This is a genomic window from Desulfovibrio ferrophilus (assembly GCF_003966735.1).
Taxonomy (GTDB): Bacteria; Desulfobacterota; Desulfovibrionia; order Desulfovibrionales; family Desulfovibrionaceae; genus Desulfovibrio_Q; species Desulfovibrio_Q ferrophilus.
The window spans coordinates 233,428-259,757 of the sequence record NZ_AP017378.1 but is presented as its reverse complement, the minus strand read 5'-3'; the positions used below and the strand labels follow the sequence as shown (position 1 = coordinate 259,757).

At 56.5% G+C, this 26,330-nt stretch carries 24 protein-coding genes and 1 tRNA gene; 11 read left to right on the top strand and 14 right to left on the bottom strand.

Features of this window, described 5'->3' with window-relative positions:
- The first annotated feature begins 113 nt into the window (after positions 1–113).
- From EL361_RS01200 to EL361_RS01190, 3 genes are all read left to right on the top strand, one after another.
- On the top strand, positions 114–2,246 hold the full coding sequence (locus EL361_RS01200) for a fibronectin type III domain-containing protein (RefSeq protein WP_126375766.1): 2,133 nt from the start codon (positions 114–116) through the stop codon (positions 2,244–2,246).
- A gap of 9 nt (positions 2,247–2,255) precedes the next feature.
- Positions 2,256–3,368: a hypothetical protein gene (locus tag EL361_RS01195; protein WP_126375764.1), complete on the top strand. Its 1,113-nt coding sequence runs from the start codon at positions 2,256–2,258 to the stop codon at positions 3,366–3,368.
- Positions 3,369–3,482: 114 nt separating this feature from the next.
- Positions 3,483–4,238: a UPF0280 family protein gene (locus EL361_RS01190; RefSeq protein ID WP_126375761.1), complete on the top strand. Its 756-nt coding sequence runs from the start codon at positions 3,483–3,485 to the stop codon at positions 4,236–4,238.
- Between the two features lie 188 nt (positions 4,239–4,426).
- On the opposite strand, the gene dnaA is transcribed toward EL361_RS01190, so the two are convergent.
- The 8 genes from dnaA to EL361_RS01150 form a co-directional block, all read right to left on the bottom strand.
- A complete protein-coding gene (dnaA, locus tag EL361_RS01185) occupies positions 4,427–5,812 on the bottom strand; it encodes a chromosomal replication initiator protein DnaA (RefSeq protein ID WP_126375760.1) in 1,386 nt (461 codons plus the stop codon).
- Positions 5,813–6,424: 612 nt separating this feature from the next.
- Positions 6,425–6,640 carry a hypothetical protein gene (locus EL361_RS01180; protein ID WP_126375758.1) on the bottom strand — a complete coding sequence of 72 codons (216 nt, stop codon included), beginning with the start codon at positions 6,638–6,640 and terminating at the stop codon, positions 6,425–6,427.
- Between the two features lie 6 nt (positions 6,641–6,646).
- Positions 6,647–7,315 carry an FAD-dependent thymidylate synthase gene (gene thyX / locus EL361_RS01175; protein WP_126375756.1) on the bottom strand — a complete coding sequence of 223 codons (669 nt, stop codon included), beginning with the start codon at positions 7,313–7,315 and terminating at the stop codon, positions 6,647–6,649.
- On the bottom strand, positions 7,303–8,304 hold the full coding sequence (gene ruvB / locus EL361_RS01170; protein WP_126375754.1) for a Holliday junction branch migration DNA helicase RuvB: 1,002 nt from the start codon (positions 8,302–8,304) through the stop codon (positions 7,303–7,305). Before ruvB ends, thyX begins: the two co-directional genes overlap by 13 nt.
- Positions 8,301–8,918, bottom strand: coding sequence for a Holliday junction branch migration protein RuvA (gene ruvA / locus EL361_RS01165; protein WP_126375753.1), 618 nt, complete (start codon positions 8,916–8,918; stop codon positions 8,301–8,303). Before ruvA ends, ruvB begins: the two co-directional genes overlap by 4 nt.
- Complete coding sequence (gene ruvC, locus EL361_RS01160) at positions 8,915–9,427, bottom strand: crossover junction endodeoxyribonuclease RuvC (RefSeq protein ID WP_126375752.1); 513 nt, start codon at positions 9,425–9,427, stop codon at positions 8,915–8,917. Before ruvC ends, ruvA begins: the two co-directional genes overlap by 4 nt.
- 16 nt (positions 9,428–9,443) lie before the next feature.
- Positions 9,444–10,190 (bottom strand): YebC/PmpR family DNA-binding transcriptional regulator, encoded by a 747-nt coding sequence (locus EL361_RS01155; protein WP_126375751.1) that lies wholly within the window; start codon positions 10,188–10,190, stop codon positions 9,444–9,446.
- A gap of 47 nt (positions 10,191–10,237) precedes the next feature.
- Entirely contained in the window at positions 10,238–10,843 is a 606-nt protein-coding gene (locus tag EL361_RS01150) for an RlmE family RNA methyltransferase (protein WP_126375750.1), read from the bottom strand.
- Between the two features lie 131 nt (positions 10,844–10,974).
- Here EL361_RS01150 and EL361_RS01145 point away from each other — a divergent pair, with 131 nt between their 5' ends.
- Entirely contained in the window at positions 10,975–12,483 is a 1,509-nt protein-coding gene (locus EL361_RS01145) for a glycosyltransferase family protein (protein WP_126375749.1), read from the top strand.
- Positions 12,484–12,554: 71 nt separating this feature from the next.
- Here the strand turns inward: EL361_RS01145 and EL361_RS01140 are convergent, their stop codons facing one another.
- Positions 12,555–14,711 carry a methyl-accepting chemotaxis protein gene (locus EL361_RS01140; protein ID WP_126375748.1) on the bottom strand — a complete coding sequence of 719 codons (2,157 nt, stop codon included), beginning with the start codon at positions 14,709–14,711 and terminating at the stop codon, positions 12,555–12,557.
- Positions 14,712–15,364: 653 nt separating this feature from the next.
- On the opposite strand from EL361_RS01140, the gene EL361_RS01135 reads away from it, so the two are divergent.
- The 6 genes from EL361_RS01135 (at position 15,365) to EL361_RS01110 (ending at position 20,223) form a co-directional block, all read left to right on the top strand.
- Positions 15,365–15,440 (top strand) — tRNA-Ala (locus EL361_RS01135).
- 115 nt (positions 15,441–15,555) lie between these two features.
- On the top strand, positions 15,556–15,996 hold the full coding sequence (locus EL361_RS01130) for a DsrE family protein (protein ID WP_126375747.1): 441 nt from the start codon (positions 15,556–15,558) through the stop codon (positions 15,994–15,996).
- 333 nt (positions 15,997–16,329) lie between these two features.
- Entirely contained in the window at positions 16,330–17,613 is a 1,284-nt protein-coding gene (locus EL361_RS01125; RefSeq protein WP_126375746.1) for a hypothetical protein, read from the top strand.
- 207 nt (positions 17,614–17,820) lie between these two features.
- Complete coding sequence (locus EL361_RS01120) at positions 17,821–18,621, top strand: DUF3100 domain-containing protein (protein WP_126375745.1); 801 nt, start codon at positions 17,821–17,823, stop codon at positions 18,619–18,621.
- Positions 18,621–19,079: a hypothetical protein gene (locus tag EL361_RS01115; RefSeq protein ID WP_126375744.1), complete on the top strand. Its 459-nt coding sequence runs from the start codon at positions 18,621–18,623 to the stop codon at positions 19,077–19,079. The genes EL361_RS01120 and EL361_RS01115 overlap by 1 nt, the downstream gene beginning before the upstream one ends.
- A 1-nt stretch (position 19,080) precedes the next feature.
- Positions 19,081–20,223: an amidohydrolase gene (locus tag EL361_RS01110; protein WP_126375743.1), complete on the top strand. Its 1,143-nt coding sequence runs from the start codon at positions 19,081–19,083 to the stop codon at positions 20,221–20,223.
- A gap of 79 nt (positions 20,224–20,302) precedes the next feature.
- Here the strand turns inward: EL361_RS01110 and EL361_RS01105 are convergent, their stop codons facing one another.
- The 5 genes from EL361_RS01105 to EL361_RS01085 all read right to left on the bottom strand — a co-directional run bounded on the left by EL361_RS01105 (position 20,303) and on the right by EL361_RS01085 (position 25,237).
- On the bottom strand, positions 20,303–21,484 hold the full coding sequence (locus EL361_RS01105; RefSeq protein WP_126375742.1) for a radical SAM protein: 1,182 nt from the start codon (positions 21,482–21,484) through the stop codon (positions 20,303–20,305).
- 16 nt (positions 21,485–21,500) lie between these two features.
- Positions 21,501–22,490 carry a calcium/sodium antiporter gene (locus EL361_RS01100; protein ID WP_126375741.1) on the bottom strand — a complete coding sequence of 330 codons (990 nt, stop codon included), beginning with the start codon at positions 22,488–22,490 and terminating at the stop codon, positions 21,501–21,503.
- A 43-nt stretch (positions 22,491–22,533) separates the two neighbouring features.
- Positions 22,534–23,145 carry an NF038143 family protein gene (locus EL361_RS01095; RefSeq protein WP_126375740.1) on the bottom strand — a complete coding sequence of 204 codons (612 nt, stop codon included), beginning with the start codon at positions 23,143–23,145 and terminating at the stop codon, positions 22,534–22,536.
- A 55-nt stretch (positions 23,146–23,200) separates the two neighbouring features.
- Positions 23,201–23,785, bottom strand: coding sequence for an NF038143 family protein (locus EL361_RS01090; RefSeq protein ID WP_126375739.1), 585 nt, complete (start codon positions 23,783–23,785; stop codon positions 23,201–23,203).
- Positions 23,786–23,932: 147 nt separating this feature from the next.
- Positions 23,933–25,237 carry a YeiH family protein gene (locus EL361_RS01085; protein WP_126375738.1) on the bottom strand — a complete coding sequence of 435 codons (1,305 nt, stop codon included), beginning with the start codon at positions 25,235–25,237 and terminating at the stop codon, positions 23,933–23,935.
- 416 nt (positions 25,238–25,653) lie between these two features.
- On the opposite strand from EL361_RS01085, the gene EL361_RS01080 reads away from it, so the two are divergent.
- Positions 25,654–26,115 carry a hypothetical protein gene (locus tag EL361_RS01080; protein WP_126375737.1) on the top strand — a complete coding sequence of 154 codons (462 nt, stop codon included), beginning with the start codon at positions 25,654–25,656 and terminating at the stop codon, positions 26,113–26,115.
- Positions 26,116–26,330: the final 215 nt, after the last annotated feature.

The following is a 26,330-nucleotide window of genomic DNA, read 5'->3' as shown; positions in this document are numbered from 1 at the left end:
TTTCCCCTTGAGACAAGGGATGAATCTTGCATGCCTTCATCCCATGCCCACGCGCGCACGTAGCGTGCCACGAGAACTTTGATTCAACACCCCTCGATCACGGAGGATTCCGGATGAGGCTTCCGCGCATAGCCGTCATTCTACTGGCGCTGACCCTGACAGTAGCCGCCACCATGCTCAGCGGCTGTTCAGGAAAACGCAGCACCCCCAGAGCCGGTGCCCCTGCCTCTATGGACAGTGGCGAACCGTTCGAGGTGTTCTCCGGCGAATACGAAAACACCAAATTCATGGTGGACAATCCCCCGCGCACCTTGGCTGTTCTGCCTTTTGGCGGCGATCCGGCAGAGTGGTCTCTGGCTCCCGAGGCCGAGGACCCGCGAGATGTGGTTCGCCGGGGCATGTATAATCACCTTGCAGCCATGCCCTTTGCAGACCAGGAACTGCTGGAAACAGATGTCCGACTGTCCGGGGCCGAACTGGATACTTACCAGACCGTCAGCTCCCTGCTGGAAGAAAACCCGGCAAAGCTCCATTCCCTGCTGGGTGTGGACGCTGTTGTTATCGGCGAAGTCACGCATTTTGACCGCACCTTTGCAGGCATCGTTTCCCAGACGGCAGTGGGTTGCCGGGTCCGCATGATCGCTCTGCCCTCGGGCCAACTGCTCTGGCGTGCCGTGCACGTCAGCCGGGGGTTCGGTGGCGGTGTATCCATCACCCCCGTAGGGCTGGCACTGTCCGCATTGTCCTCGCTCTGGAATCTACGCGAAGAACAACTGCTGCGAGAGACGGATGCCCTGTTCCGTGAAATAGTAGGCACCATCCGCGTCTCCTCCTCAAGTGGTCGATTCCTGGCAGCAGCCCCAGCGCTGGACCTTTTCACCACAGCCCAGGAAGCGTCCCTGTATCGCGAAGGCGAGCCCATGATCTTCCGGCTGGTGGGTGCGCCTGGCGCACGCGCCACAGCACAACTCAACGCGCAGGATGGCTTTTCGGAAACCGTCGAGTTACGCCCGGCCCCGCCATCGCAGCGGCGCGTCCTGCGCGGGCAAATCCTGAACGCATTGGAGGATCAATTCGAGGCGTCAGGCCTCACGCCGACACCTGAGGAATTGGCAGCGGCCATGCGCGAACTGGATGCCCGTGAAATCTATCAGGGAGCTTACATCCCCGAGCGCGGAATCGAAGCCTCGCGTATTATTGCTCGCGGCGTGTTGGTCAATGGTTCCGGCAACCGCAGCATACGCGTCCTGCGTCGTTCCTTATCCATCGATGCCTCCCCGCCCCCGGCACCGACAGACCTCGTCGCCACGGTTCAGGATGGCCGCATCCTGCTCCGCTGGTCGCCAGTGAATGTCTCTGACCTGCAAAACTATGAAGTCTGGGCTTCCCCCAGGGGTCTGACCGGTTTCACCCTTGCGCTACGTAGTGAAACTCCTAGCGCCACAGTGGATGACCTGGACAACTTCGACCCTCGCTTCCTGCGTGTCAGCGCCGTAGACAAAGCTGGCAATCGCAGCACCTTCAGCACTGGAATCAAGGCAACCCCTCTGCCGGAACCTGCGCTGGCCGCAGCCGCAGTAACCTCATCCACCCTTGGCGGCACGGTCCCCGAGCTTCTCTTTCTGGGACCGGAGTACAGCCCGTATCTCGTCAGCAGCACATTGATCGTGCCCACGAATTCCGCCCTGCACATTGCCCCCGGTGTAATCATACGGTTTACACCCGGCAGCGGAATCACCGTGAGCGGAGGAAAACTTACGACTTACGGCACAGTTGAACAGCCTGTGCGTCTGGTGCCCGAAACCCCCGATTCACGCCCCGGATCGTGGGAAGGCCTGACACTGAGCCAGGACTCGCGGGTATTGCTCAGCCATGCCCGCATCCTCGGAGCCCGCATTGGCCTGAACATCCAGGAGAGTGCCCCCCGCCTGATCGGAACCGTCATCCGTTCGTCCAGCCAGGCCGGCATGCAGCTGTCCGACGGCGCAGCACCGGACATGACCTGTTCACTTATCAAGGGCAACGGCGGAATGGGCGGCATCGTGGCCCAGGGCACAGGTCTGGCCCCGAGCATTCGCCAAACAAGCTTTTCGGGCAATGCTCCTTTTGACGTTCAGAATTTTTCTTCCACTGCACTGGATTTACGTGAAAACCATTGGGAAACCGACCCTGGAATTTCCGTGCTCGGACCGGTACTGCTGGCTCCTGCGCTGGAAGCTCCGGTTGCGGGTTGCCCGCTCCCATAGGAGATCGCCATGCACCACCCCACGCGCTCCCACAACTCAACCGCGGCACTCATGCTGCTGGCGCTGTTTGCCGCCTTCCTCGGCATGAATCACTCGGTGCCCCCGGCATACGCGACCACCTCGGCTGCTGCCCAGGAGGCCAGTGTGGAATACGTTGCAGGGGTTGGTTTTATCGACTGGGAAGACGCCAAGGCAGTGGCTTCGGGCACTGGCGCTCCCCCTGCCAACGCCGCCAATCTGGCCCAGGCCCGGGCTGCGGCTCGACGAGCTGCTGTCCTTGATGCCCGGCGCAATCTCATGGAAGTAGTGGGCCAGGTACGCATCGACTCCCAAACCACCGTTCGCAATCTGCTGGTGCAAAACGACCTGGTCACTTCGCGTGTGCAGGGCATCCTCGCACACTCGACGATCGTGGCTGAGCAAATGCTGGCTGACGGATCGGTACGCGTGACTGTAAGCGTTCCCCTGACCGGAGAGCTGGCGCGGGAAATCCTTGATCGCGGCAGTCCCACGGCACCTGCTGGCGTCAACCGCACCAGCCCGCTGGAAGAACGGGTACGCATTCTTGAGGCACGAGTGGCCGCTCTGACCAATGCCTTGGAGACATTCTCCAACGACTCGGGCACCAGCCCTGCCACCGGTAATGATCCCTTGGATATGCAAACACGCCGGAAATTTTCCGAACTGGACACCCGTCTCCGTCAACTGGAGAACCGAGGATCTCAACAACCACCCGCAGCAGCGCAGCAACGCAGCAGCGCCCCCTCCCTGCCTCCAGCAGTCCGAGCCGAAGCACGAGCCACGACAGGGCTGATTATCGATGCACGCGGAACCGACTTCAAACCCACTCTGCGGCCCAACATCGTCAGTGGAGACCGACTCCTCTACCCTGCCGACTCGGTGGATTTTAAAAAAGGTATCGGACAAGGATTTGTGCGTTACTACCGGGAACTTGCTCAGGCCCAACAAAGTCAACGAGCCGGTGCCGCCCCTAAAATCATCCGCGCCCAGGCTGTAGATGGAAAGCTGCAAATTCCTCCGGCGGATGCCGATTTCCTGCAAAACGTCCTTGCTGAATCCGGCAACTTTCTGGACCGCTGCCAAGTCGTGGTGGTCTTCTAGCTGCACGTTGCAGGGCGCTGCCCCTCATGCTGGACCAGCCCGGAATATCCTATTTCGGAATCTGCGAAGACCGGACTTGCATCCGCTGAGATTTTACAGCACCGTGGGCACTGTATGCCCAAGCAAAAACAAGAACACGTACACACTGGCACCCACCGTGATTACCGCTCTGGAATCACTCCGGCACAAGGAGAAACCTCCTTCCAGGTTGTGGTCGAGGAAACGGACCTGCTCGTAGTGGCGCAGTCTGACCTGAGCGCCGAGGTCTCTCGAATCGTGACCGGCCTGCGCGGCCAGATCAAGGCCTACATGGCCCTCAATCCTGCCTTCGGGCCCAGCCTGACGCCTGTGGATGTGCCAGAATCCGCCCCAGCCCTCATTCGCTCCATGGCCGACGCCGCCCAGCTGTGCGGAGTTGGCCCCATGGCAGCCGTGGCTGGCACTGTAGCCGAATTCACTGCTCGTGCCCTCATGGACCAAAGCCCGGACATACTGGTGGAAAACGGTGGGGACATCTACCTGTGTTCCACCCGCCGCCGGGTAGCTGCCATTCTGGCTGATCCGACCGGAGGCGCCAGCCTTGGGGTTGCTCTGGAGCAGGATGATTTTCCTTGCTCCCTGTGCGCCTCCTCGGCGACCATCGGCCATTCGCTCTCCCTTGGACGCGGCGAACTGGTTGTTGCCCGCTCACACAATGCCAGCCTTGCCGACGCAGCCGCCACGGCACTGTGCAATATCCTTCGGTCACAGCGGGATCTGGAACGGGTTACAGCTCGCGCCGAAGCGTTCGGACTGGATGGAGTCTTCGCCCAATGCGACGGCAAGATCACCGTCTGGGGCAAGATGGAATTGGTAGCGCTGGAAGCCTGATCACCATGCGCCTCGTTCGGCACACGCCCAGGCCCCCCTGAAAACTCGACCTGAGAAGCCCTACACCTGGCTTGCACCAAAACGGGCAGCTCTTCAGACCGGTTCCCCCGGACAAAAGTCCATGGGGAGCGCCAGGCAAGCTCCCTACAGCCTGCCTTTTGCTCCCTACAAACGGATCCTTATGCCCTTTATGAGGTCTTGATCTTCTGAACGACGGTGTCGAGCTGGCGCCCGAGGGGGGTTTGAAGGCTGATTTCGCGTTCCACGTTGGTGATGCCCTTAAGGACGGTGGAATGGCGACGGTTGAAATGGGAACCGATCTGCTTGAGTGGCATATCGGTGTACTTGCGGGTCAGGAAAAATGCTGTATTCCGAGCCTGAACGATGTCCCGTTTTCGAGATTTTGACGCCAACTGCTGTTGCGATAGCTCAAAATACGAACAGACATGACTCACGATCTTCTGGAACCCGATGGAACTGACATCCGCAATGGTATAGTTCCGGAGTACGCTTTCCGCCAAATCCGGGGTAATGCCGCGCCCCAGAAGACGGGCCTTGAGCACCAGACTTTGCAGGCAGCTCTCCAGTTGGCGAACATCATCCTTCAAATTTTCGGCCAGCATTTCGGAAACGTCTCGCGGAAGCTGCACCTGATGCAACTTGGCCTTGGACTCCAGAATATTGCGTCTGGTCTCCAGGCAAGGGCGATCAATGGTGGTCAGAAAGCCCGAGCACAAGCGCGAAGCCAGATGATCATCAACATCCTTCAACTCGCGCGGCAAGAACGAGCTGGACATGACCACTTTGCATCCCCGGGCCTGCAAGGCCTTCAAGGTCTCCAGCAGTTCGTCTTGCGTGTGTTCCTTGCCCTGCAGGAAGTGAATGTCCTCAAGAAGAAGAACATCGAGCTTCTCGCGGAACTTGTCCTTGAAACGGTCCACCTGGCGCGACTTGAGGGAAAGGATCAGCTGAGTGGCAAACTGCTCGGCGGTCAGATATCCGACTCGCACGTTTGAGCGGTTGCTGCTCCTGGCGATCTGCCTGCCAATGGCCTGCAGCAGATGAGTCTTGCCCAAGCCGGGAGAGGAATTCAGAAACAACTGGTCAAAATCCATCCCGGATCGGCACATGCTCTGGGAAGCCACAAAGGCCAACTCATTACATGGTCCCACCACGAAATCATCGAAGCTGAACTGCCAGTTGCAACTCTTCAGGCTACTTGGCGCCAGATTGGGCAATCCAAGGAGCTTGGCCTGAGTACGGTCACCAGTACGCCTGGTACTGTTTGAAGCAACAGGCGTTGAATCCTCTGTCGGACAAGGGGCGGACTGCATGGCCTTGGGCCTGACAGCCACTTCGATACTGGGCCGAGAGCCCATGACCTGAGTCGCCGCCTCTGCAATGGAGTCGGATAACCTGTCGCGTACCCACGAAGCCACAAAGGGATTCGGGGCATAGAGCTTAAGAAATCCGTCTTTCACCTCTGCATCCAGTGGTTTGATCCAAACCTGGTACAGCCCGGGATTGAGAGTTTTCTCGAGGATATTAAGTATCTGGGGCCAAGCATTCAGCATGTTGTGATTTCTAGGTCCTTGTTCATGCTTTCGCAACAGGGGTTATCCGGGTGTTGCAGGTTCGTAACAATCACTGTTCTCCCCACCTCATTTTCACATAAACATCTAATATACATAACAATACCTGTAAGCGCCCGTTTCACCGTGACTCGGGGGGAAGCACCGCAGGTCAAGGCTTTCCCGGGGTCAAGATGTATTTGTATGGAAAAGTTATCCACAGGGTATCCTCAATTTTTAATCAAAATCCTAATAATTTATTCTGAAATCATTTCTTTAAGCTCGAAAATGTCGGCTTTTTGATTCTCTTTATTCTTGACAGGTGGGAGCCCACGGCCCGCAAGCACTCCCACAGACCTCCACTTTACATCTCTTAACACAGAAAATTATCGCTTTGTTTTAAGCACGAAAAAAGACGAATGGTCCTTGGAATCCAACGGTTTTCATGAATGCGTGAAACATCCCGCATGTGAAACACAAGCGGGCCGAAGAACAAATTCAGGGGGAGGAAGAATCGATGAAGCACTGCCAACCGCCTTCGCCATATCCGACAACAGCAGTCGGTTATAAAGACGATTACGGCGATTAGCAGCGATTAGAGACGATATGTCAGGATCACAGAAGCGGATAGTTCTCTTTGTGAAGTTCTTCAGGATAGGGTTCAGGACTGTAACGCTGCCAGACTGTCTTGGAGACCTTCAGCTCTACAAGAATCTCTACAAGCTTTTTGCCACCGCCCCACCAGCAGTACTGTTCATCGCACTGCTTGGGAAAAACCAGATTGCCTGTCTCATCGACATACGGCTTGCAATCGGCATGATCATCCATCATGTGCTCCTAGGATTCGACCAAGGGCTTGAACTTCTCGATGGCCGGGGCGAACTGCTCACGCAGGTCTTCGAATAAAGCAGGCATGCGCCGAGCGAATTCATCCAAAAGCGGCAGCATGATTTCCCGAATCTGAGGATGTGCCGGGCCGCTACAGCGCAGGCGGAAGACATGCCTCCACTCGCGCAGATTGGCGGTCATCACAATCTCGGTCTTCAGGCTGTTAGGTAAGACACTCCGTGCTTCTTCAGGGCGTGCACCGTTGGCGATCATGTCCAGATAAGCCGCTTCTGTGGCTTGCATGGCCCGTTTCCAGCGCTCGTACTCGGGGGTGCCTTCTTTCCAGAACACGGGGCGGATCACGGTAATCTCATTACCGAACTTGTCCTTGGAATAATTGGCGTAGCGAGTGGATTCCTGGCTATAGGCCGCAATGCGATGACGGACCAGTTCATGGGTCACGCCCCGGTCGCAAATAAAGCGCACCGTAGCCGAGGCATGCTCCACAACTGACTCGTGCCCGCTCTTCAAGATCATCTTCACAAACTTGGCGGCCGAATCCGGGGTAATCTTGTCCTCGGACTTGTAGCAGGTCCGGCCAGCGGCCTCGATATGCTTCAGAACATCCTCGCCATCAGGCATGGACATGATATCAAAAGATGGACTTACGACTTGCATAGGTTCCCTTGGTCGCCTGGGGCGGCGGAAATCAGGTTCAGATGCGCATAGGCGCGGGGTGTAGCCACCCGCCCTCGCGGGGTCCGCTTCAAAAAGCCGCACTGCATGAGATACGGCTCATAAATTTCCTCGATGGTACGCACTTCCTCGGAGCAGGCCACGGCCAGAGTTTTCACTCCCACGGGGCCACCGCCATAATGATGAATCAGTGTCTCCAGGATCTTGCGGTCCATATAATCCAAGCCGGAATCATCCACGTCCATGCGCGCCAAAGCCTGTTCGGCGGCCTTGGCATTGACCACGCCATCGCCCTCGACCAGGGCAAAATCACGCACTCGGCGCAGAAGTCGGTTGGCGATACGCGGGGTGCCACGCGAGCGACGCCCAATAACCATGGCTCCGTTCTCGGACAATTCCACATCCAGGATACCTGCCGCGCGGGTCACGATGCGGGCAAGGTCTTCTGGCGAATAAAACTCCAGACGAGAAATCACACCGAAGCGGTCACGCAGCGGCGAAGTCAGCAGTCCGATGCGCGTGGTGGCCCCCACCAGGGTGAATTGTTCCAGATCGATCTTCACGGTGCGCGCGCCCGGTCCCTGCCCGATGACAAGGTCCAGTTTGAAATCTTCCATGGCAGGATAGAGGATCTCCTCCACGGTGGGCGGCATGCGATGGATCTCGTCCACGAACAGGATATCGTGCCGGTCCAGATTGGTCAGGATGGCCGCCAGATCGCCACTTCGTTCCAGAACCGGTCCAGAAGTACTGATCAGATTCACACCCAGCTCGGCAGCAATGATCTGGGCCAGAGTGGTCTTGCCCAGCCCCGGACAGCCGTAAAGCAATGTGTGATCCATGGCCTGCCCGCGTTCCAGAGCTGCAGACATGAACACGCGCAAATTGGAACGCAATTCATTCTGACCTATGAAATCATCCAGCCGTTTGGGGCGGATGGTCTCGTCCGGGATATTCACGACGCGGCTCATGCTCGCCTCTTGGCAATGCGTTTCAAGGCCTCGCGCAGGGCGGACCCCACATCCAGATCAGCCTGATCGGTGAATACCTCTTCCAAGACCTTTCTGGATTCACCCTCGTCGTAGCCTAGGTTGGTCAGCCCTGCCAAAGCATCACGGAAGGCGTTGACCGCGCTACCATCCAACGACGGCAGAGACGGTGCAGGGCCTGAAGCGCCCTGCCCTTCGAGCTTGAACTTCAAATCAAGGAAGATGCGCTGAGCACTCTTCTTGCCAATTCCGGGCACCTGAATCAATCGGGTATAATCATCGGTCAGCACCAGGCGACGCAGATCGTCCGGGGTGAATACCGCCAAAATGGCCAGAGCTGTCTTGGGTCCCAATTTATTGATGGAGAGCAGAGTCGCAAACAGCATCCGCTCATCCCACGTGGTGAACCCATAAAGCTCGATGGCATCCTCACGCACAATGGTCTGCACGAATAGCTCCACCTCGCCACCGACCTTGGGCAGTGAGGCAGCAGCAGCCAGGGTCATGCCGACTTCATAGCCAACGCCACCGGAGGTCAGCACCACGCATCCACCTTGGGTGCGGGCGGCAACAGTTCCTGCGAGAAACGCAATCATGAAGCCTCCCCAATAAGCCGATTCATCCGCCGCTGGTTCAAGTGGCACAACGCCACCGCCAAAGCATCCGAGGCGTCCTCGGGCCAACCGGGGTTCTTCATGCCCAGAGAATTGGCCACCATATAGGCCACCTGGGATTTCGCAGCTCGTCCCGTCCCCACGAGGTTCTTCTTGACCACCGTGGGTTCATAGGCCGCCACCGGCAACCCGGCCACGGCGCAGGCCGCAATGGCGGACCCGCGCGCCTGCCCGAGCTTCAAAGCGCTCATGGTGTTTTTGGAGACAAAGACGTTTTCCACGGCAGCCTCGTGCGGACCGTGCTCCTCGATAAGCGCGGCGATGCCCGAGTAGATCTTGCCCAGGCGCACTCCCAGGTCCTTGACGGACCCGGTGCGCACCGTTCCGGTGGCCACCAGAGTCGCCTGACCTGAAACCTCGCGCACCAGGCCATAGCCTGTCACCCGGGATCCGGGGTCGATCCCCAGGACAACGATGCCACGATCTGCCATAAGAGTGACCAGCGGGCTAGCCCGCCATCTCCTCGAACAGTTCGTCGGGCAACTCGGCATTGTTGTGCACATTCTGGACGTCTTCGTTGTCCTCAAGCATGTCGATCAACTTGATCAGCTTGCGTCCGGTGTCCAGGTCCACATCAACGTTATTCTGCGCGATCATGCGCACCTCAGCGCTGGCAGGCGTCATGCTTGCATCGTCAAAGGCCTGCTGCACGTCGGCAAAATCCTCGGGGGCAGTACGCACTTCCCAGGCCTCGCCATCATCCAAAACATCCTCGGCTCCGGCTTCCAGACCCACTTCCATCACGGCGTCTTCGGTGAAGTCTTCCTTGGGGAAGTACAGGGTGCCTTTCTTGTCGAACATCCAGGCCACACAACCAGCCTCGCCCATGCTGCCGTTATTGCGGGTCAGCAGGTGGCGAATCTCGGCCACGGTACGGTTTTTATTGTCTGTTGCGGCCTCGACCAGCAGGGCAATACCACCGGGCCCATAGCCCTCGTACTGCACCTCGAACATATCGCCACCCTCAAGCTCGCCGGTGCCTTTCTTGATGGCATTCTCGATCTTGTCCTTGGGCAGGTTCACAGCCTTGGCTGCGGCGATGGCGGCGCGCAGACGGGCGTTCATATTCGGATCGCCACCATTCTTGGCTGCGATGATGATTTCCTTGGCGGCCTTGGTGAAGAGCTTACCGCGCTTGGCGTCCTGACGCCCCTTGCGGTGTTGAATGTTGGCCCATTTACTGTGTCCAGCCATGATTCCTCCAAAAGGTATTGATCCGCCCCCTCCTGCGGGGAGCGTGGTTATTGCTGATCGGGTAGGCCCTTGTAGCCCATCCCCACATAGAACATTTCCTTGCTTTCCGAACGGGAACTCTTGGGCTTGAAGGTCTTGACCCGGCTAAAGAGCTTCCGCATGGATTCACGATAGATCTGGTCCTCTGGTCCCTGGAAGACCTTGACCACAAAATGACCGCCCTTTACCAAGGTTACACAAGCCACGGCCAGGGCTTCCTCGCACAGGCTCATGGATCTGGCTTGATCGGTAAATTTATGACCAGTAGTCTTTGGGGCCATATCCGAAAGGACGATATCAAATGGTCCCGTGGAGGCCAGGGCAGCCTCAAATGTCTCGGACCTGTTGAACACGTCCTCCAGCATAAAGACGGTGTTGTCCGCAAAATGGGTATCCGTATCCTGAATGTCCGCGCCCAGAACACGCCCCTTGGGGCCGACCTTCTTGGCAGCCCACAGGGTCCAGGAGCCGGGAGCGGCCCCGAGATCGAGCACAGTCATGCCGAGCTTGAACAGCGAAAAACGTTTGTCCAGCTCTTGCAGCTTGTACACGGAACGCGCCGGATAATTATCCTGCTTAGCGCGCTTGAAATAGTGATCACGGTAATTCTTCATAAGGATATTAGCCCACGAGATTTCATCTTGTAACAGGCGACCGCACATGGCCGCAACACCTAGCCGCCCGTTGAAAGAATTCATCTCTTCAGGCAGGTTAGAAACAAAGTAACAACAACCCGGTCAGCAGCATGAACAAACGACCACAGCGCATTCGCATCAAAAACGAGTTGGGCAAGCTCCAGAGCCTGCCAGACGGCCCCACCCAGTACGAACGACTGCCCGGTGGCTCCGAAGTCGTTATCCTTGGCGTGGGTCCTGACCCGTCCGAACTTGCCCTGCTGGCCGGCTCGGGAAAGGCCGTATACGTCATCGAGGCCCCAGAGTACAAGGGGCAGATGCCCCCCCAGTGGCAAGCAGCTCTGCCGAGCCATTGGAAATCCATTGATCCCGAAGACCTGGACGATGATTTGCTCGCCCGCGCCAAAATCATCATTTATCTGCCAGCCGTGCGCATGTTCCCCACCTTCTGGGGAAGGATCACGGGCCGTTGCCGATGGCTCAAGGCCACAAGCGGCGTGACGCCCCGCCCTGCCCGCACGGTGATCCTGCCCACCACGCAGGCGGACCTGCTGCACAACGAGTTGGAAACTGCCCTGACCGGGGCAGGTTTCGAAGTGCTTCGCCTCACCCCCAAAGCCGTAGGAGCCGAACTTCCGGCAATCCTGCGCAAACAGCAACCCGCTCTCTTTCTGTCCGTCAACTTCCGGGGCCTGGACCCGCACGGAGAGGTTTACCACCTGCTGGAAGCCGCAGGAGTGACCGTCTGCGTATGGTGCGTGGACAATCCCTTCCACCTGATCAGCGGCCTGCGCTCTCCATTCTGGAAACAAACCCACCTTGCAGTCACGGATTCCTGGTTCATTGACCCGCTTGCCCGCCACGGTGCCCAGAAGCTGTGGCACATGCCTCTGGCAACCACCCCCTCCCTGTTTGCGAGTCCAAGACAGGGAAACGAGGACCTTTCACAGCGGATCGTCTTTGTGGGTCGCAGCCAGTTCCCTTGGAAAAACAGCTTCTTCGCAGGCTGCAAGGTCCCACGCTGGCAATGGGAAACCGCCGAAAAACTACTGAGAGATGGCGGGCGCCCCGACTACGCATGGTGGCTGGAACGCCTGGACATCTGGCCCCTGTGGCCGGACAAGGATTCGCGGCGCGTGGGACTGGGGGCCGAGGATGCCAGCCGGGAGCGACGCCTCGCCTGCATCGAATCCGCTGCGGCCCTGCCCATGACCGTTATTGGTGACAGCGACTGGGCCGATCTGCTGCCGGCCTCGGCGGAACTGCGTCCCCCTGTGGACTACTACGGCGAGCTGCCCGGCATCTATGCAGGGGCTGGCTGGAACCTGAACGTGACCAGCCTGCTGCTCCCCTCGGGGCTGACCCAACGCCATTTCGATGTCTGGGCCGCTGGTGGATTACTGCTCAGCGACGACACCCCCGGGCTCTCCCTCTTTCCCGAGGAACTGACTCACGAAATCAGCTTTGCACGCCCGGTGGACATTCCGAAACTAGCCAAACGACTGGCACCGGGGACGGCACTGCGTGAAGAGCTTATTCAGGCCTGGCGTGATGAAATCCTGACCAACCACACCTACGAGGTGCGCACGGCCGCGCTGCTGGATTGGCTGGACACCTAAGCAGCACCCTCATGATCAATAAAAAAAGGACGGGGAAAACCCCGCCCTCATTTCTTGTCATTCCATTTTACTTAAGCGCTCTTGAGTTCCTCAATGAGTGCCCGCAGGTCAGCCGCAAGACGCGCCAGATCTGACACAGCCTGTGCCGATTGATTCATGGCGTCCGCCGTCTCAGCCGCGATACGGTTGATTTCCTCGGTTCCCCGGCTGATCTGCTCACTGGCTGCGGACTGCTCCTCGCTAGCCGTAGCAATGGCGCGAACCTGGTCAGCAGTGGACTCCACGATACTGACAATAACGCCCAGGCTTTCGCCCGCCTTTCCAGCCATCTCAGTTGTCTTGCTCACTTCCGAAGCGGCCTTACCCATCTCATCGATATTACGGCGCGTACCGTCCTGGATGGCGTGCACGGCCTGTCCGACTTCCTGGGTGGCCTGCATGGTCTTTTCTGCCAACTTACGCACCTCGTCAGCCACAACGGCAAACCCGCGCCCGGCGTCACCAGCCCGTGCAGCCTCAATGGCGGCGTTGAGTGCCAGCAGATTCGTCTGATCCGCGATATCAGTAATCACCGTCATGATCTGCCCGATACCTTCAGCCTGTTCGCCCAACTGGTTCAGATTCTGCACCATCTCGTTGGCCGTCGCGCTCACGGCGTTGACGGATGCCACCACATTTTCCACGATCTCGCCACCCTCTTCGGCATTAGACCGGGCATTGTCGGCGCTCACGGCAGCCTGGGAGGCGTTCTGAGCAACCTCAAGCACAGAAGCATTCATTTGTTCCATGGCCGTGGCGGATTCAGTCGTGCGCTCACGTTGAACCTCGGTTCCACGACTGGACTCCTCGATCTGGGCCGCCAATTCCTCAGAAGAGGATGTGACCTGCTCCACAATACCTTCAAGCTGCGCAGCAGCCTGGAGCATCCCCTCGCGCTTGGCGCGTTCAGCCTGTGCCTTGGCCGCTTCGGCTTCCTTCAGAGCCACTCCGGCCGCAGCGGTCTGCTCTTCGGCTTCCTGTGTCTTCTGTTCGGCGGTGCCAATCAATTCCACAAGGCTTTTGACCATGGAGGACAAAGCCTGGTGCAGAGTCAACAACTCACCACCAAAACCCTTGTCATCCGGCATGGAATCAAAATCACCATCGGCGATGCTTTCTGCTGCGCCAACGAGTCGTCCGATGGGGTTGGCAACGCTTCGAGCCACAAGCAATACGGCAGCGAGCATCAACACAAAAGCAACGCCAGAAATGATCAGACTGACGATGAGAAAATTATGTGCGGCTTCATTAATTTTTTCCGAAGGCAAAGCGATGCAGATGGACCAGGGAGTTGACGTCCCGGAAATCTCTACAGGTTCGAACTGGTAATAATACTCCTTGCCACTCACGGGGGAGACTATTTCCACGGAATAACTCTGCCCCCTGGAAATGGCGTCCTGAATCGCTGATTGGTATTCCCGCGGGAAGGCCTCCGCAATATTCGTTCCCAACAGCTTAGATTCAGGATGTGCGACACAGTAGCCCTTGTTGGAGGCCAAAAAGGCATACCCCGTCTCCATGGGGCGGATGTCATCCACCATGTCCTGGAATTCAGCAAGAGTGAAATCAATACCAACGATGCCAAGAAACTTTCCGTCTCTCAAAATGGGCACGCTCACCGTGGCCATATTCACCTTGGCAACCTCGGTATAATAGGGCTCGGTAATAATGGGAGCCTTCGCGTCGCGTGGCCCCATGTACCAGGCACGGGTCTCACCGGGATTATACTGGATCAAATCCTGAGCCTTCAGCACTCCGCTTTCACGCCAGAAATATGGACCGTATCCGCCCTTGGCGCCATACCACTCGACCTGCCCTGCGAAATCGGCGTCGCGACCGTCCAAGGCATTGGGCTCCATGACGACCTGCGTGCCAAAAAACGTATCATCCGAAAGAGTCACTTCCTTGATCATCGTATCGGCAAGATTTCGGTCCACTGCTTCAGGATGCATGGTCAGAGACTTGAATGACGCAGCCAATGCCAGCGAAGCATCCAAAGCCTTCTCAAGGCTTCCCGTCACCTGATTACCGTAACGTCCGGCCATCTCCTTTGCCATCTCATGCGCTTGCTGCGTTGATATCCGCCGCGTCTCCATGACTGAAAATGTGGTAAATGCAGCAAAAACGATCACCATAAGAGTACTCACTCCTACAGCAATTTTAACGCCGATACGCATATTCCTGAACATACAACAACCCCACTACCCCGGAATAAAATGGAATAGACACCCAATAAAAAACAACAAATCACAAAGTTAAAGTAAAATAACTGACATATCAGTACCATGCAACGCATTTTATCAACTACTGCAATATTAGATCAATCTATACAATCCAGGCTAAACTCAGCAGCATCGACAAGACTGCACATTCGCGGAGTTTTGCCCTTGAAGACAAGGAGACATCCCGACCACAGAACCAACAACAACGTCAGATTATCAGCTAACCGAACTAATCAACCCTCAAAGCCACACCCAATTATTCACCTAAACACTAGGGCCATTAACTATAGCAATGACACTCTGGGGAATTTTCCCAACCAAACATCCTGACCACTCCCATTATATCCGTGCGACGAAAGCCTTCCCCTCTCGAAATTTCATCATCTCAAGCAGGATTTATGGCCTCACGCTCACCACACCTTTCTGCCTCCTCCAAATCAAAAACACAGCACTTCATCGGCACGACACCTCCAAGGGCGACATTCTTGCCAGTGTGCCCATGCCAACACGAATCAAGTGACAATTCTCGGCCAAAAGCGATGCCTTGCCCTCTCTTTTCCCCTTGCTAAGCCACATCTGAGCGTGTAAAAGTCCTTTTCCGGTTCGCCGGGATCAATCGTGGGGATGTAGCTCAGCTGGGAGAGCACTGCCTTCGCAAGGCAGGGGTCGAGAGTTCAAATCTCTTCATCTCCACCACGAATTTCAAGGCTCGCATTTATGCGGGCCTTTTTCATTACACACCAAGCGCATTTTCTATTACCCCCGACTTTTCCATGCTATCCTTCCTGCCAACATCGCAGGAGGTTATCACATGAAGATTCCCAGAACGATTATTGCCTTGGTCATGGCACTGATTCTGGCGTTTGCCATCACCCCAACAGCCCTTGCAGCCTCTCCCAAGCGCATGGTCGCCAGTGTCACCACGGCTGACCTGAATCGCGCAGCCATGGCCATCAAATTCACCCACTCGGCAATGAAGCAACAAAACGTCACAGCCACGCTCTTTTTCAATGTGGATGGCGTGCGCCTCGTGAACAAGAATATCCCCTCGCCCACCTACCCCAACGGCGAGACCATCCACAGCATGATCGCCAAATTCATCGAAGACGGTGGCGCAGTACTGGCCTGCCCCATGTGCATGAAAAATGTTGGAGGCATGACCACCGTCGATCTCTTACCCGGAGTACAATCCCAACCCGGAGCAGGGCAGAAGGCCATGTTCGCGGAAGACACTTTGGTCCTGTCCTATTAGTCAGGTCTTTGCGCTCCACCTGCCAGCCAGGGTGAAGCGCAAAAACCTGAACAGCACAGGCTGACAGCCATCGTTCAACTCTCAATTTCATAATATTTTGGCGACCTGTTAAAGCCAGTGGAATTTCGCATCATTCAATATCACAGTGCAATATTGCGTTTTACAAAACCGAACCTGACTTCACCGATCTTATTCGCAATTACAACCGGGCAAAACCACTATTTCGCAAAGCCCCGGCCCCCTTGACACAAATACGCAGAACGGGCAGCGTCGCATCCTTTCGGACACATTAATGACAGTTCCAAAACTAACAGCTCACAGCACGGCGACCCCATGAATATCGGATGCATTGGCCCTTCGGACTCTATTGCCATCGTTAAGGATGTCATTGATCGCTGCTGTCCTGAGATCACCCTGAACACTTACATCCGTGAACGCGCCGACGATTCGTGGGAAGTTTTGGATGAGTGCCAACGCGAAAACCAGGGAATCCTATTCAGCGGCATTGCCGTGCAGGAAGCCGCCAAGGCCCGTGGCACAGTGACACTGCCCTACGAGCATATCCCGCGAGGAGCCTACAGCCTATTACGTGTCCTGTCCGACATCCAGCGCAGCGGGCTGAAACCCAGCAAAGTTAGCATTGACGTGGTCAACGATGACATTCTGGTGGAGGTGGTCAAGGAATTCGGCGTGGAGTTTGAGAATATCCACTCTATGCCCTTCGCACTGCACCACTGCGAAGAAGACTATCAACAGCGCCACGAAGACCTTTACGAAACAGGACAGACCGATGCCATCGCCACCGGGTTTGGCTACATCTACAAGAATCTGAAGCAAAAAGGCCTCCCTGTTTTCAGGCTCTACGCCAGCACCCTGCAAATTCGCGATGCCGTCAGCCTGCTTGTGGACAAGATCCACACCAAGAGCCTGCGCTCGGCCGGAATCGCCATCCAGCTCATCAAGCTCAAGTCCATTACCCGCAGTTCCATCAACCAGTATGATGACATGAAGAACGGTGGAATCTTCTATCTTGAGCTGCTCGAATACGTGCGCACGATCCAGGGTAGCCTCTTCAATTTCGGTACTGAGGAGTACGTCATCTTCGCCACGCGAGGCATCATCGAGGGTCAACCTCACCAGGAGCATTTCAAGCGACTGCTGGCCTGGGGGCGCAAGCGCAACATCATTTTCGCATCGGGCATCGGCATCGGAGCCACGGCCTTCGAAGCTGAGAAATCTGCCAGAAAGGCGCTGGACAACGCCATGCAGCTCCCCGAGGGCGGCTTCTACATCGTCACGGGCAAGCAACTGCGAGGCCCCATCGGAGAAACTGACGAGCTGGAGTACAAAACACACGTCGTGGATGCACGCCTTCTGGAGATGGCCAAGGAAACGGGTATCAGCCCCAGCTATCTCGACAAGATCAAGGCACTGATGAACAAAACCCAAAAGGACACCTTTGATGCATCCGATCTGGCAGCGTGCCTGGGCATTGGACAGCGAAGCGCCCGGCGCGTCCTGAAAAAGCTACTGGACAGCGGGCACGCCGAACTGAATGGGGTCGAGACCGCACGCCACGTGGGCAGACCCAAGAGAGTCGTCAGGATTTTAATATAGGCCATAAGGGGTAATGGCTCCCCGATTTCAAATAGTTTAGGCGCAATTTCGGACACATTAATGACATGACCGAAACAATCTTGAGCACCCCTTCCAACGCAAGGTTCACTTGCAGCAGAAGGGATCAGCAGGAAGAGGGATCAACTTCGCACGGGCGAAGGCGCTTTCACCATCGCAGTTCATGGGCTGCTACAACAGGAGGAATTTATGAGTGATGCTGTCAAAAACGTGAAGCTGCACCTGGTCGTTTTGGGACTGGTTGTGGTTTCGGAGCTTATCGGAATTGTCGCGTTCAAGGTGGGGCCTGGCAAGCTGGTCCTTCTGCCCATGCTCTACGCGATGTTCATGGGCATTTTCACCGGCCCCAAATTCACGAAGATTTTCAAGGAAAAGGAAATGATCCAGGCAAGCACGCTGGTCGGACTCACCCTGCTCCTGCTCATGGCCAGATACGGCACCCTTGTGGGCCCCAAATTTTATGAGATTCTCAAGGCTGGCCCCGCACTCGTCCTTCAGGAATTCGGAAATATCGCCACCCTCTTTATCGGAATCCCCATTGCCATCTACCTCGGCCTCAAGCGCGAAGCCGTCGGCGCTGCACACTCCATCGCCCGCGAGCCCAACGTCGCACTCATTGGCGATATCTACGGCCTGGACTCGGCCGAAGGCCGTGGCGTCATGGGCGTATACATTTGCGGAACCGTGTTCGGGACGATCTTCTTCGGACTGCTGGCCTCCTTCCTTGCCGCCTTCAACATCTTCCATCCCTACGCCCTGGCCATGGCCTCCGGCGTTGGCAGCGCAAGCATGATGACCGCTTCCATCGGCAGCCTGAGTGCCTGCTATCCAGAAATGGCTGAAAACATCCAGGCCTTTGGTGTTGCCAGCAACACGCTGTCCGGGCTTGACGGTGTGTACATGTCCCTGATCCTGGCTCTGCCCATCTCGAACAAACTCTACGCCTATCTCTACAAACTCAAGTACAAGACCAGCGAGGTGGAAGCATAATGACTGCCAACCGTTCTCTCATCGAGTCCTGCATCGTGCTCATCATCGTCAGCGTGATCACTCTCATCGGCAATGCCGTGGGATTCAACAACGGCATCATTGAGTCCCTGCCTGGCATGGGCATCCTGCTGCTGCTCTGTATTGCCGGTGTTGCGACCAATATGTTCGTCTTCAAGAAGATTCCGTCCGTGCTGTTCGTCATCACCTACGGCGTCATCATTACCCTGCCCACCTTCCCGTTTGCCCCTGCCGTGAACGCCTACGTTTCCAAGGTCAGCTTCCTGGCCCTGACCACCCCGATCCTGGCCTATGCGGGCATCGCCATCGGCAAGGACCTGGCAACCTTCAAACAGAGCGGATGGCGCATCGTGGTCGTGAGCATCTTCGTCATGATCTCGACGTACGTGGCTTCCGCAGCCATTGCCCAAGGCGTACTGAAGTACATGGGAGACATCTAGGATGACGGCAGACAAGGAACTCTCCGCCCTGGTGGCGGAATACTCGGCTTTGCGCCGGAAACTTCATCAACATCCCGAAATCGGGCTGGAAACCATCGAGACTGTTTCCCTCGTGAAAAGCAAGCTCGGTGAATACGGAATCCAGCACGAGGATATCGGCGTCAATTCCCTTGTTGCCAAAATAAACAAGGGAACGGGCGACGCGACCGTTGCCTTTCGTGTGGACATGGACGGACTTGAGATGAGTGAAGTGAACGATTTCGCTCACAAGTCGCGAGTCGAGGGGCGCATGCACGCCTGCGGGCATGACGGACATTGCACGTCGTTGCTGGCCTTTGCCGCGCTGCTTCAGAATATGGAGTTCAACGGCACCGTACTACTCCTCTTCCAGTCCGGAGAAGAGGGCTACGAAGGCGCTCTGCGGGTCATCGAAGATGCCTTCTTTACGAAGTACAAGGTGGATCACATCTTCGGCTACCATACGATACCGGGAGTCGAGACAGGCAAAATCGTCGTCCACAAGGGCGCCTGCATGTCCTCCGAGGATCGGATCGATATCCAGATCACCGGCAAGAGCGGCCACGCCTCCATGCCCCACGTCTGCAACGAGCCCTTTGCGGCCGTGGCGGACATCATCAAGGGCCTGCAGTCCATCGTCGTCAGGAAAATCCCTTCCCACGAGCGCGGAGTCGTCAGCATCACCCAGGTGCATGGCGGCACCCTGCGCAACGGCATCCCCGACTCCGTCATGATTCAGGGCAATGTGCGCACGAACAACGTCGCCGTGCAGGACCTGATCGAAGACAATGTCAGGAACATCGTTTCCGGCGTTTCCACCATGTACGGCGTCGAGGCCGAACTGGAATACGACCGCAAGCATCCCGTGTTGGTCAACTCCGAACCAGACCTCGCAATCAACGCGGCCCGCAGGGCCGTCGGAGACGCGAATGTCATTACGGACATGGAGTCATCCATGGCCGCTGAGGACTTTGCGTTCTTCATGGAGCACACCAAGGGCTGCTACGTCTGGATTGGAAACGGCAAGGATTCTGCACCACTGCATAACAGCAGATTCGACTATAATGACGATATTCTGCCCGTGGTTCTCGGCTTCTTCAGTGAGGTCGTCAGAGAGATTCTCTAATCACGGACATAAATCCCAGAATAGACAAAAGCCCCGTCTCCCTTTTCAGGAGACGGGGCTTTTCCCATGCTGTCTTCAGCTAGATTCCATACAAATAATGGCAGACCCGGCAGGCCTCAGCAGGAGCAGGCATGGCCTCGCGCCCGGCCCGGAGCACTTTGTGTCGATCCATGGGCACGCCTCCGGCCATGGAATCGAGTACTGCGCGCTCGTAGGCCTCCACGCGCGACCGGAACGAGTTTCTGAAATACAGGCAGGTTTCCGTCTCCCAGACCTCACTCAGGGAATCCTCAGGCAGACGGCCATAATGCACAGAGGGCATCACAGCGTCCTGACCCAGGAATGTCGTAGGGCCGCCATAGGCCATATTGATACAGGGGGAGACATGCCCATCGTGACGCACGAACAGGGAGGTGCGCGGGTCCTGTTCACAGACCGGAAGCTCCGTGGGAGTCAGGGAGAACTCATAGGTTTCCACCCCCAATCTCTTCCCTTCGCGCCGGGCCTCGGCCAGGGACTGCTCAACGTCCACGACCTCGCCACCTTCAGTTGAAAATACACCCAGCCCTTTGCCATGCTCACCACGAATGACGTCGCATTGCTTGAAGGCGACTTCGTCCACTCCCAGTTCCGCAGCCAGACGCACCAGCGGCGCACATTGATGCGCGTTGGAGTGCATCACCACAAACTGAATCAATGTCTTGGGAGCGCCCGCAGTGCGTAATTGCGCCACACGGGCCAGATTGGCGCAGACACGCTCGAAATTGGAACCCCGGCGGATGCCCTCGTAGATTTCTGCCGTTGCACCGTCCATGGACACTCCGAGCCAGGTCAATCCTGCATCCAGAAGCGCCCGCAGACGATCCTCCTTCAGAATCAGGCCGTTGGTCAGAAACCCGGTATCACAACCGACTCGGCTGGCGTCGGCAACCCACTGCTCGAGATGAGGCTGCAGCAGGGTCTCGCCACCGCCGGTGAAGTCCACGGATTCGATTTGAGGCAGAGCCTCGCGGATGCAGGCCCAGGCCTCAGGCCGCATCAGGGCCTTGGCCTCGCCCGCTGCCTTGCGGATGTCCACCCAGGGGCACATCACACAACGCAGGTTGCAGGCCAGCGCAACTTCCACCTGTAGCAGACGCCAATGGCGCGCAGGTTCTGGCGCTCCTCCCCCTGCCCGGAACGGTTCCAAAACGCGATCCCGGAAGCGCGGCCACAAGCCGCGCCAGCCGTTGTTCTCGCTTTCCGGATTCCGTTCCGCCATGGCTTGAGCCCTCCGATCAGGAATAGAGAGTCTTTGCGATCAGATAGAAGAGATAGCCAAAATAGATCAGCAGCAGCAATGAACCTTCCTTGCGCCCCACGGTGTAATCCTTGCGCATCATGATCCACGGCAGGAAACTGGTAAACATCATCACCAGGTAGTCGATATACAGGCCCGAGGCAAAGAACCCGCCAGGAATCCCGATGGGCTTCACCAGCGATGCAGCACCCAGCACGCTCATGATATTGAACACGTTGCTGCCCACAAGGTTGCCGATGGAGATATCCATCTCCTTGCGGATAGCGGCCACGACACTGGTGGCCAATTCAGGCAACGAAGTTCCGAAGGCCACGATGGTCAGGCCGATGAACTTCTCGGACACACCCAAGGCCTGCATGATGGCCGTGGCGGAATCCACCACCAACTGAGCGCCGCCGACCACGCCCGCGATCCCCACCAGCACAAAGGCGATCATCTTGGGTCGCGAGTCGATGTAACCGATCTCGTCCAGTTCCCCGGCTATGCCATTCATGGCAGAACTGTCACCCAGAGATGCCTGGCGCTTGGCTGACCAATAGTTGAACAAGGTATAGGCGATGATGCCCGTAAACAAGGCAAAGCCTTCAAGGCGTGAAAGCACGTCGTCCATGGTAAGAAACAACAGGATCAGCGATATTCCCAGCATGATGGGAATATCGCGCCTAACCACCGATGGGTTGCAGACGATGGGGTTGAACATGGAGGCAAGGCCCAGCACAAGAGCGATATTGCAGATATTGGAGCCAACCACATTGCCCACGGCGATCATGGATTTGCCGTCGAACGAAGCCACGAGGCTGACCACAAGCTCGGGCGCGGATGTACCAAAGGCAACCACCGTCAGACCGATGACCACGGGCGTAATATTGAAGCTTCGAGCCAGGCTCGACGAGCCTTTGACCAGCCATTCCGCCCCGTAATACAAAAGAGCGAAACCAACGCCGCACAGCACCCAATGCAACAGCATGAAAAAGCCTCCTCATTGACGGGTCATCAGACCCTGCGGGACTCTAGTGGTCCCAGAATATCATTCCGGCCTCATGGGCGCGGATGCGGATGGTGGATGCGCGAACCTTGTCGATGAAACCGGTATCCGCTGCATCTCCCAGCATCTCGCACGACGCCTGATAGACCTCATCCTCAATCATTTCGAGTTGTTTCAAAAAGGCCTCGTACCGGCCTCGCTTGCCATACGCAGACGTGACCAGTTCGGGATAGGCCAGCCCGTCGGCCTTGAAAAGACTGACGAAATGATCCAGAAGCAGCCTGACTTCCTTCATCTGGCAGGCCCTTATGGATTCGCAGTAAACCCCGGCGGTATGTGCGACCAACGTCTGTTTCGTCATCTCGTCGATCCCGCCAAGGACCTCTTTGCGAACGGCGTTGTTGCGCATTATTTTTCGCGCCCCGTCAAGGGCTAATAGCTTGGTATACAAAAAATTACCCACAAACAATTCCCGTTTCTTCTGAATGGCAGCGAAGCGAAAAATAAAAACAATGGGGATCAGAACGTCCCATACAGACACCTTTTTGGCCCCGATCAAACCACCAGCGATAGTCTGTGCAATGCCCCTCTCCCGCCTGCGAATGGCGGCGTACTTCCGATTCACAATCTTGGACATCAGGCTCCTCGCGAATTGTTGCGATGATTGGAGAATTCAGTTTCATGCGTCCAGGTCAGGGAAAAACAACCTCACACTCACGTCTTCGTCTGGCCGCACGCTCCTGGCAGTGGGCCTCAAGTTTGGCCCTGTCACTTTTGCGCAGAGGAATTTCATCAACCAGAGTCTGTTCCGCACGCCGTTCGGCCTCATCCAAAAGGGACAAAAAAGCCATATACGCACCGCGCTCATGATAGGCCTTGCCCACCAATTCCAGATAGCCGACGCCGTTCACGCCCAGAATCCTGACATAGTGGTCAGCCAGCAGTCCCGCCAGCTTGGCGCACTCCTCCTGCAGGGGCTGCGATACGGGCCAGAGCGAGGCCAGTGTTCCGGCCACGCCCTTCTCCAGATCGGAAAGAACCTCCTCCCGGGGATGGCCCTCAACAAGAGCCAGAGCAGCGTCAAGGGCAGGCTTGCGTATAGCCATGCAACGAGAGGTATGCTTGCGGGTGTCTACAAGGCGTTCCAGAAAGTCGAACAGAAACATCCCGGGAACGACCGAACGCCACCACGCGGGTGGACGTTTGACCAACACGGCAAGTGCCGATTCACGGGCCAGGGCCTTTTCCGCTTCGATAATCAGATCAGCTGACTGCATGGTCTCCGGTTCGGGCTAAGGTTGCCCCCGGGGCCGGGAAGCCCGACCGACGGGGCTCGAAACCAGAAGAATGGCCCAAGGAGTACCCTTGGGAGGCGGGAGGCGCCAAAAGCGCCTCCCGCATAGAGGCATATCAGCTTCGCACGCCTAGTCGGGTAAAATCGGCGGTACGAAGAAGGTTCCAGACCATAAAATCCAGACAATAAACAAGGTCCAGACCGCATTCAGTGCTTGTGAAATCCAATAGGCAATGGCCGGGCGACCACCTCCAACGGAGACCAACTCCTTGAAGTCGGTTTCCAAACCAATGGAAACAAAGCAGAAAGTGAAGAACCAGCTACGATAGCTCTTGGTCGCCTTGGCGACACCCTTGGCAAACTTGTTGCCATAGACAGGCTCGACCAGGAAGGAAACGATCAACGATGCAGCCATGAAGCCCACCACGAACTTCGGGAAACGGTACCACACTTCCATCAGCGTGGGTGCTTCCATTCCCTCTGCACGTTCCAGCTTCATCGTTGCCCACAGAGCCATGCCAAAGGCCGCAAAGCCGATCAGCACGTTCTGAGCCATCTTGACCATGGCCGCAGCATCAACAGCTGCCTTGCCACCGACAACCTCACCCGCTGCGATAACCGCACCGGTGTTGTCGATAACGCCACCAAGCCAGGCACCCGCCATGTTGTTGGGTAGCCCCATCCACACCGCCATGGGCGGCATGACCAGAATAAGCACCACAGCACAGACCAAAACCCAGGCAACCATATAGCTGATTTCCTTGGGATTACCCTGAATGGCACCGCCAGCCGCGATGGTTGCGGAAACACCACAGATGGCATTGGCCGAGGCGATGATCGCCGAGAACCGTTCGGAGACCTTGAACCAACGGCAGATGTGATAGGTCATGAACCAGACAGTGGTCGCAACCAGAACAGCTTGGACAACGCCAACCAGACCGGCCTTGAGCACAACCGAGAACATGATGGTCGCACCCATGCAGACCAGGCCGATCTTGACGAAAAACTCCGTCTGTCCTGCGGCCTTGAGAAAGTCAGGAACTTTAAACAAGTTGCTGATAACCAGCCCGAAAACCAACGCAAACAGGACGTAGGATATGCCCCATTCGTTGATAAACTGCTGCTTGGCAATGACCATTGAGATGAAACTCAGCAGGAAGATACCAAGGAATCCAGGGATATATTTCTTGAGATCGAATTTCAGATAGATACCAGCAATGTAGGTAGAGACGAGAGAGACAAGGAAGAATAAGGCAGTCGTCGTCAGGGTACTCCAACCCTTTGGGAAGATTTGAGACAGTTCAGTCCAGGTGCCAATTTTAGGTGCAGCCGGCAACAAATGGAACGTTGCCAGCGCGATAAACAACCAGCCGATGAAACAAGACCACCAGTCCTCGTTCTGCAAGACCGGGGTTCTGTCTTCGCCGTTAGCCATACCTCACCTCCTAAACGTTAAATCACTCCTGTATGCCTCCTTCTTGCACCGAAGTGCAATCACCCCACTTCTACGACGAGCCTTGCTCTACGGGTTGAGCGGCTCCGGCCATGTTCAGTTTCAGCACCCGTGAAATATCACTTTAACCATCTGTCCCAGTGGAACTTTTGTTTTCCTGTACTATGCTCAAAAAAAGAGCGCAAGAACATTTCACAAAAAACTCAAGAGAATGCACCGACGGCAGGATCAACAGCAGCATCCATTTTTCTGCATACATAATCTGCAGAGACAGCGACATTGCAGATCGCACACCTCTTTCCCTCACAGAATACAGGTCAACAGACCGTCACCAGCCAAACCAAAGGTTATGCACCCGACAGGAGACCACGTCCTGCCTCGACAGATCGGTCAACGCGATGTACACCCCGCTCATGCGAGTACTGTCGACACTGCTCTTCACTCTGCTGACCTTGGCAGCGATGACGCCAGTCCGGGCCGAGGCCTTTCTGTATCCACAGATGTTTATCCATGAAAACCCTGCGCAATTGGTGAAACAAGGCGATCAAGCCGCCTCGAACAATCAGTGGGACGAAGCTGTACAGGCGTACTCCAAGGCTATCAATACGGGAGACCTTGACCCTGTAGACATGGCTGCCGCCTATGAAAAACGCGGAGAGCTCTGGCTCAAGTTGGAAAAACCACACCAAGCCTTGGCAGATTTCCGTCGCAGCATCGAGATAGCCCCCGGCAGGGCAACAGCCTTTCTGGCCCGCGCAAAAGCATGGCTCGCCATTGGTGCAAAAGCACAGGCCCAAGCGGATACCGCCGTTGCCCGTAGACTCTGCCCGGACTGCTTCGCTGCAACAGGCAAGCAGTAACACGAAAGAGGCTAACCACTCCCGCCGCCCCCCCCTGAGCAAACAGTTTTTGTCATCACGAGCCAACATAATTATCCTGATAATTCCAACGTTTTCCCACTGTCACGAGCATTATCAATAGCCAAACAATCACAAGGTGTTGCCCATACGCCCTCCGAACCCCCTAGGCGATATATGCCCAGCTCACACCTCTTCTCTCAGGCAAAACAGCTTTT

What these genes read in the sequence shown, in the direction of transcription:
- EL361_RS01200 (WP_126375766.1), top strand. Translation starts at nt 114, where the DNA reads ATGAGGCTTCCGCGCATAGCCGTCATTCTACTGGCGCTGACCCTGACA.
- EL361_RS01195 (WP_126375764.1), top strand. Translation starts at nt 2,256, where the DNA reads ATGCACCACCCCACGCGCTCCCACAACTCAACCGCGGCACTCATGCTG.
- EL361_RS01190 (WP_126375761.1), top strand. Translation starts at nt 3,483, where the DNA reads ATGCCCAAGCAAAAACAAGAACACGTACACACTGGCACCCACCGTGAT.
- dnaA (WP_126375760.1), bottom strand. Translation starts at nt 5,812, where the DNA reads ATGCTGAATGCTTGGCCCCAGATACTTAATATCCTCGAGAAAACTCTC.
- EL361_RS01180 (WP_126375758.1), bottom strand. Translation starts at nt 6,640, where the DNA reads ATGATGGATGATCATGCCGATTGCAAGCCGTATGTCGATGAGACAGGC.
- thyX (WP_126375756.1), bottom strand. Translation starts at nt 7,315, where the DNA reads ATGCAAGTCGTAAGTCCATCTTTTGATATCATGTCCATGCCTGATGGC.
- ruvB (WP_126375754.1), bottom strand. Translation starts at nt 8,304, where the DNA reads ATGAGCCGCGTCGTGAATATCCCGGACGAGACCATCCGCCCCAAACGG.
- ruvA (WP_126375753.1), bottom strand. Translation starts at nt 8,918, where the DNA reads ATGATTGCGTTTCTCGCAGGAACTGTTGCCGCCCGCACCCAAGGTGGA.
- ruvC (WP_126375752.1), bottom strand. Translation starts at nt 9,427, where the DNA reads ATGGCAGATCGTGGCATCGTTGTCCTGGGGATCGACCCCGGATCCCGG.
- EL361_RS01155 (WP_126375751.1), bottom strand. Translation starts at nt 10,190, where the DNA reads ATGGCTGGACACAGTAAATGGGCCAACATTCAACACCGCAAGGGGCGT.
- EL361_RS01150 (WP_126375750.1), bottom strand. Translation starts at nt 10,843, where the DNA reads ATGAAGAATTACCGTGATCACTATTTCAAGCGCGCTAAGCAGGATAAT.
- EL361_RS01145 (WP_126375749.1), top strand. Translation starts at nt 10,975, where the DNA reads ATGAACAAACGACCACAGCGCATTCGCATCAAAAACGAGTTGGGCAAG.
- EL361_RS01140 (WP_126375748.1), bottom strand. Translation starts at nt 14,711, where the DNA reads ATGTTCAGGAATATGCGTATCGGCGTTAAAATTGCTGTAGGAGTGAGT.
- EL361_RS01130 (WP_126375747.1), top strand. Translation starts at nt 15,556, where the DNA reads ATGAAGATTCCCAGAACGATTATTGCCTTGGTCATGGCACTGATTCTG.
- EL361_RS01125 (WP_126375746.1), top strand. Translation starts at nt 16,330, where the DNA reads ATGAATATCGGATGCATTGGCCCTTCGGACTCTATTGCCATCGTTAAG.
- EL361_RS01120 (WP_126375745.1), top strand. Translation starts at nt 17,821, where the DNA reads ATGAGTGATGCTGTCAAAAACGTGAAGCTGCACCTGGTCGTTTTGGGA.
- EL361_RS01115 (WP_126375744.1), top strand. Translation starts at nt 18,621, where the DNA reads ATGACTGCCAACCGTTCTCTCATCGAGTCCTGCATCGTGCTCATCATC.
- EL361_RS01110 (WP_126375743.1), top strand. Translation starts at nt 19,081, where the DNA reads ATGACGGCAGACAAGGAACTCTCCGCCCTGGTGGCGGAATACTCGGCT.
- EL361_RS01105 (WP_126375742.1), bottom strand. Translation starts at nt 21,484, where the DNA reads ATGGCGGAACGGAATCCGGAAAGCGAGAACAACGGCTGGCGCGGCTTG.
- EL361_RS01100 (WP_126375741.1), bottom strand. Translation starts at nt 22,490, where the DNA reads ATGCTGTTGCATTGGGTGCTGTGCGGCGTTGGTTTCGCTCTTTTGTAT.
- EL361_RS01095 (WP_126375740.1), bottom strand. Translation starts at nt 23,145, where the DNA reads ATGTCCAAGATTGTGAATCGGAAGTACGCCGCCATTCGCAGGCGGGAG.
- EL361_RS01090 (WP_126375739.1), bottom strand. Translation starts at nt 23,785, where the DNA reads ATGCAGTCAGCTGATCTGATTATCGAAGCGGAAAAGGCCCTGGCCCGT.
- EL361_RS01085 (WP_126375738.1), bottom strand. Translation starts at nt 25,237, where the DNA reads ATGGCTAACGGCGAAGACAGAACCCCGGTCTTGCAGAACGAGGACTGG.
- EL361_RS01080 (WP_126375737.1), top strand. Translation starts at nt 25,654, where the DNA reads ATGTACACCCCGCTCATGCGAGTACTGTCGACACTGCTCTTCACTCTG.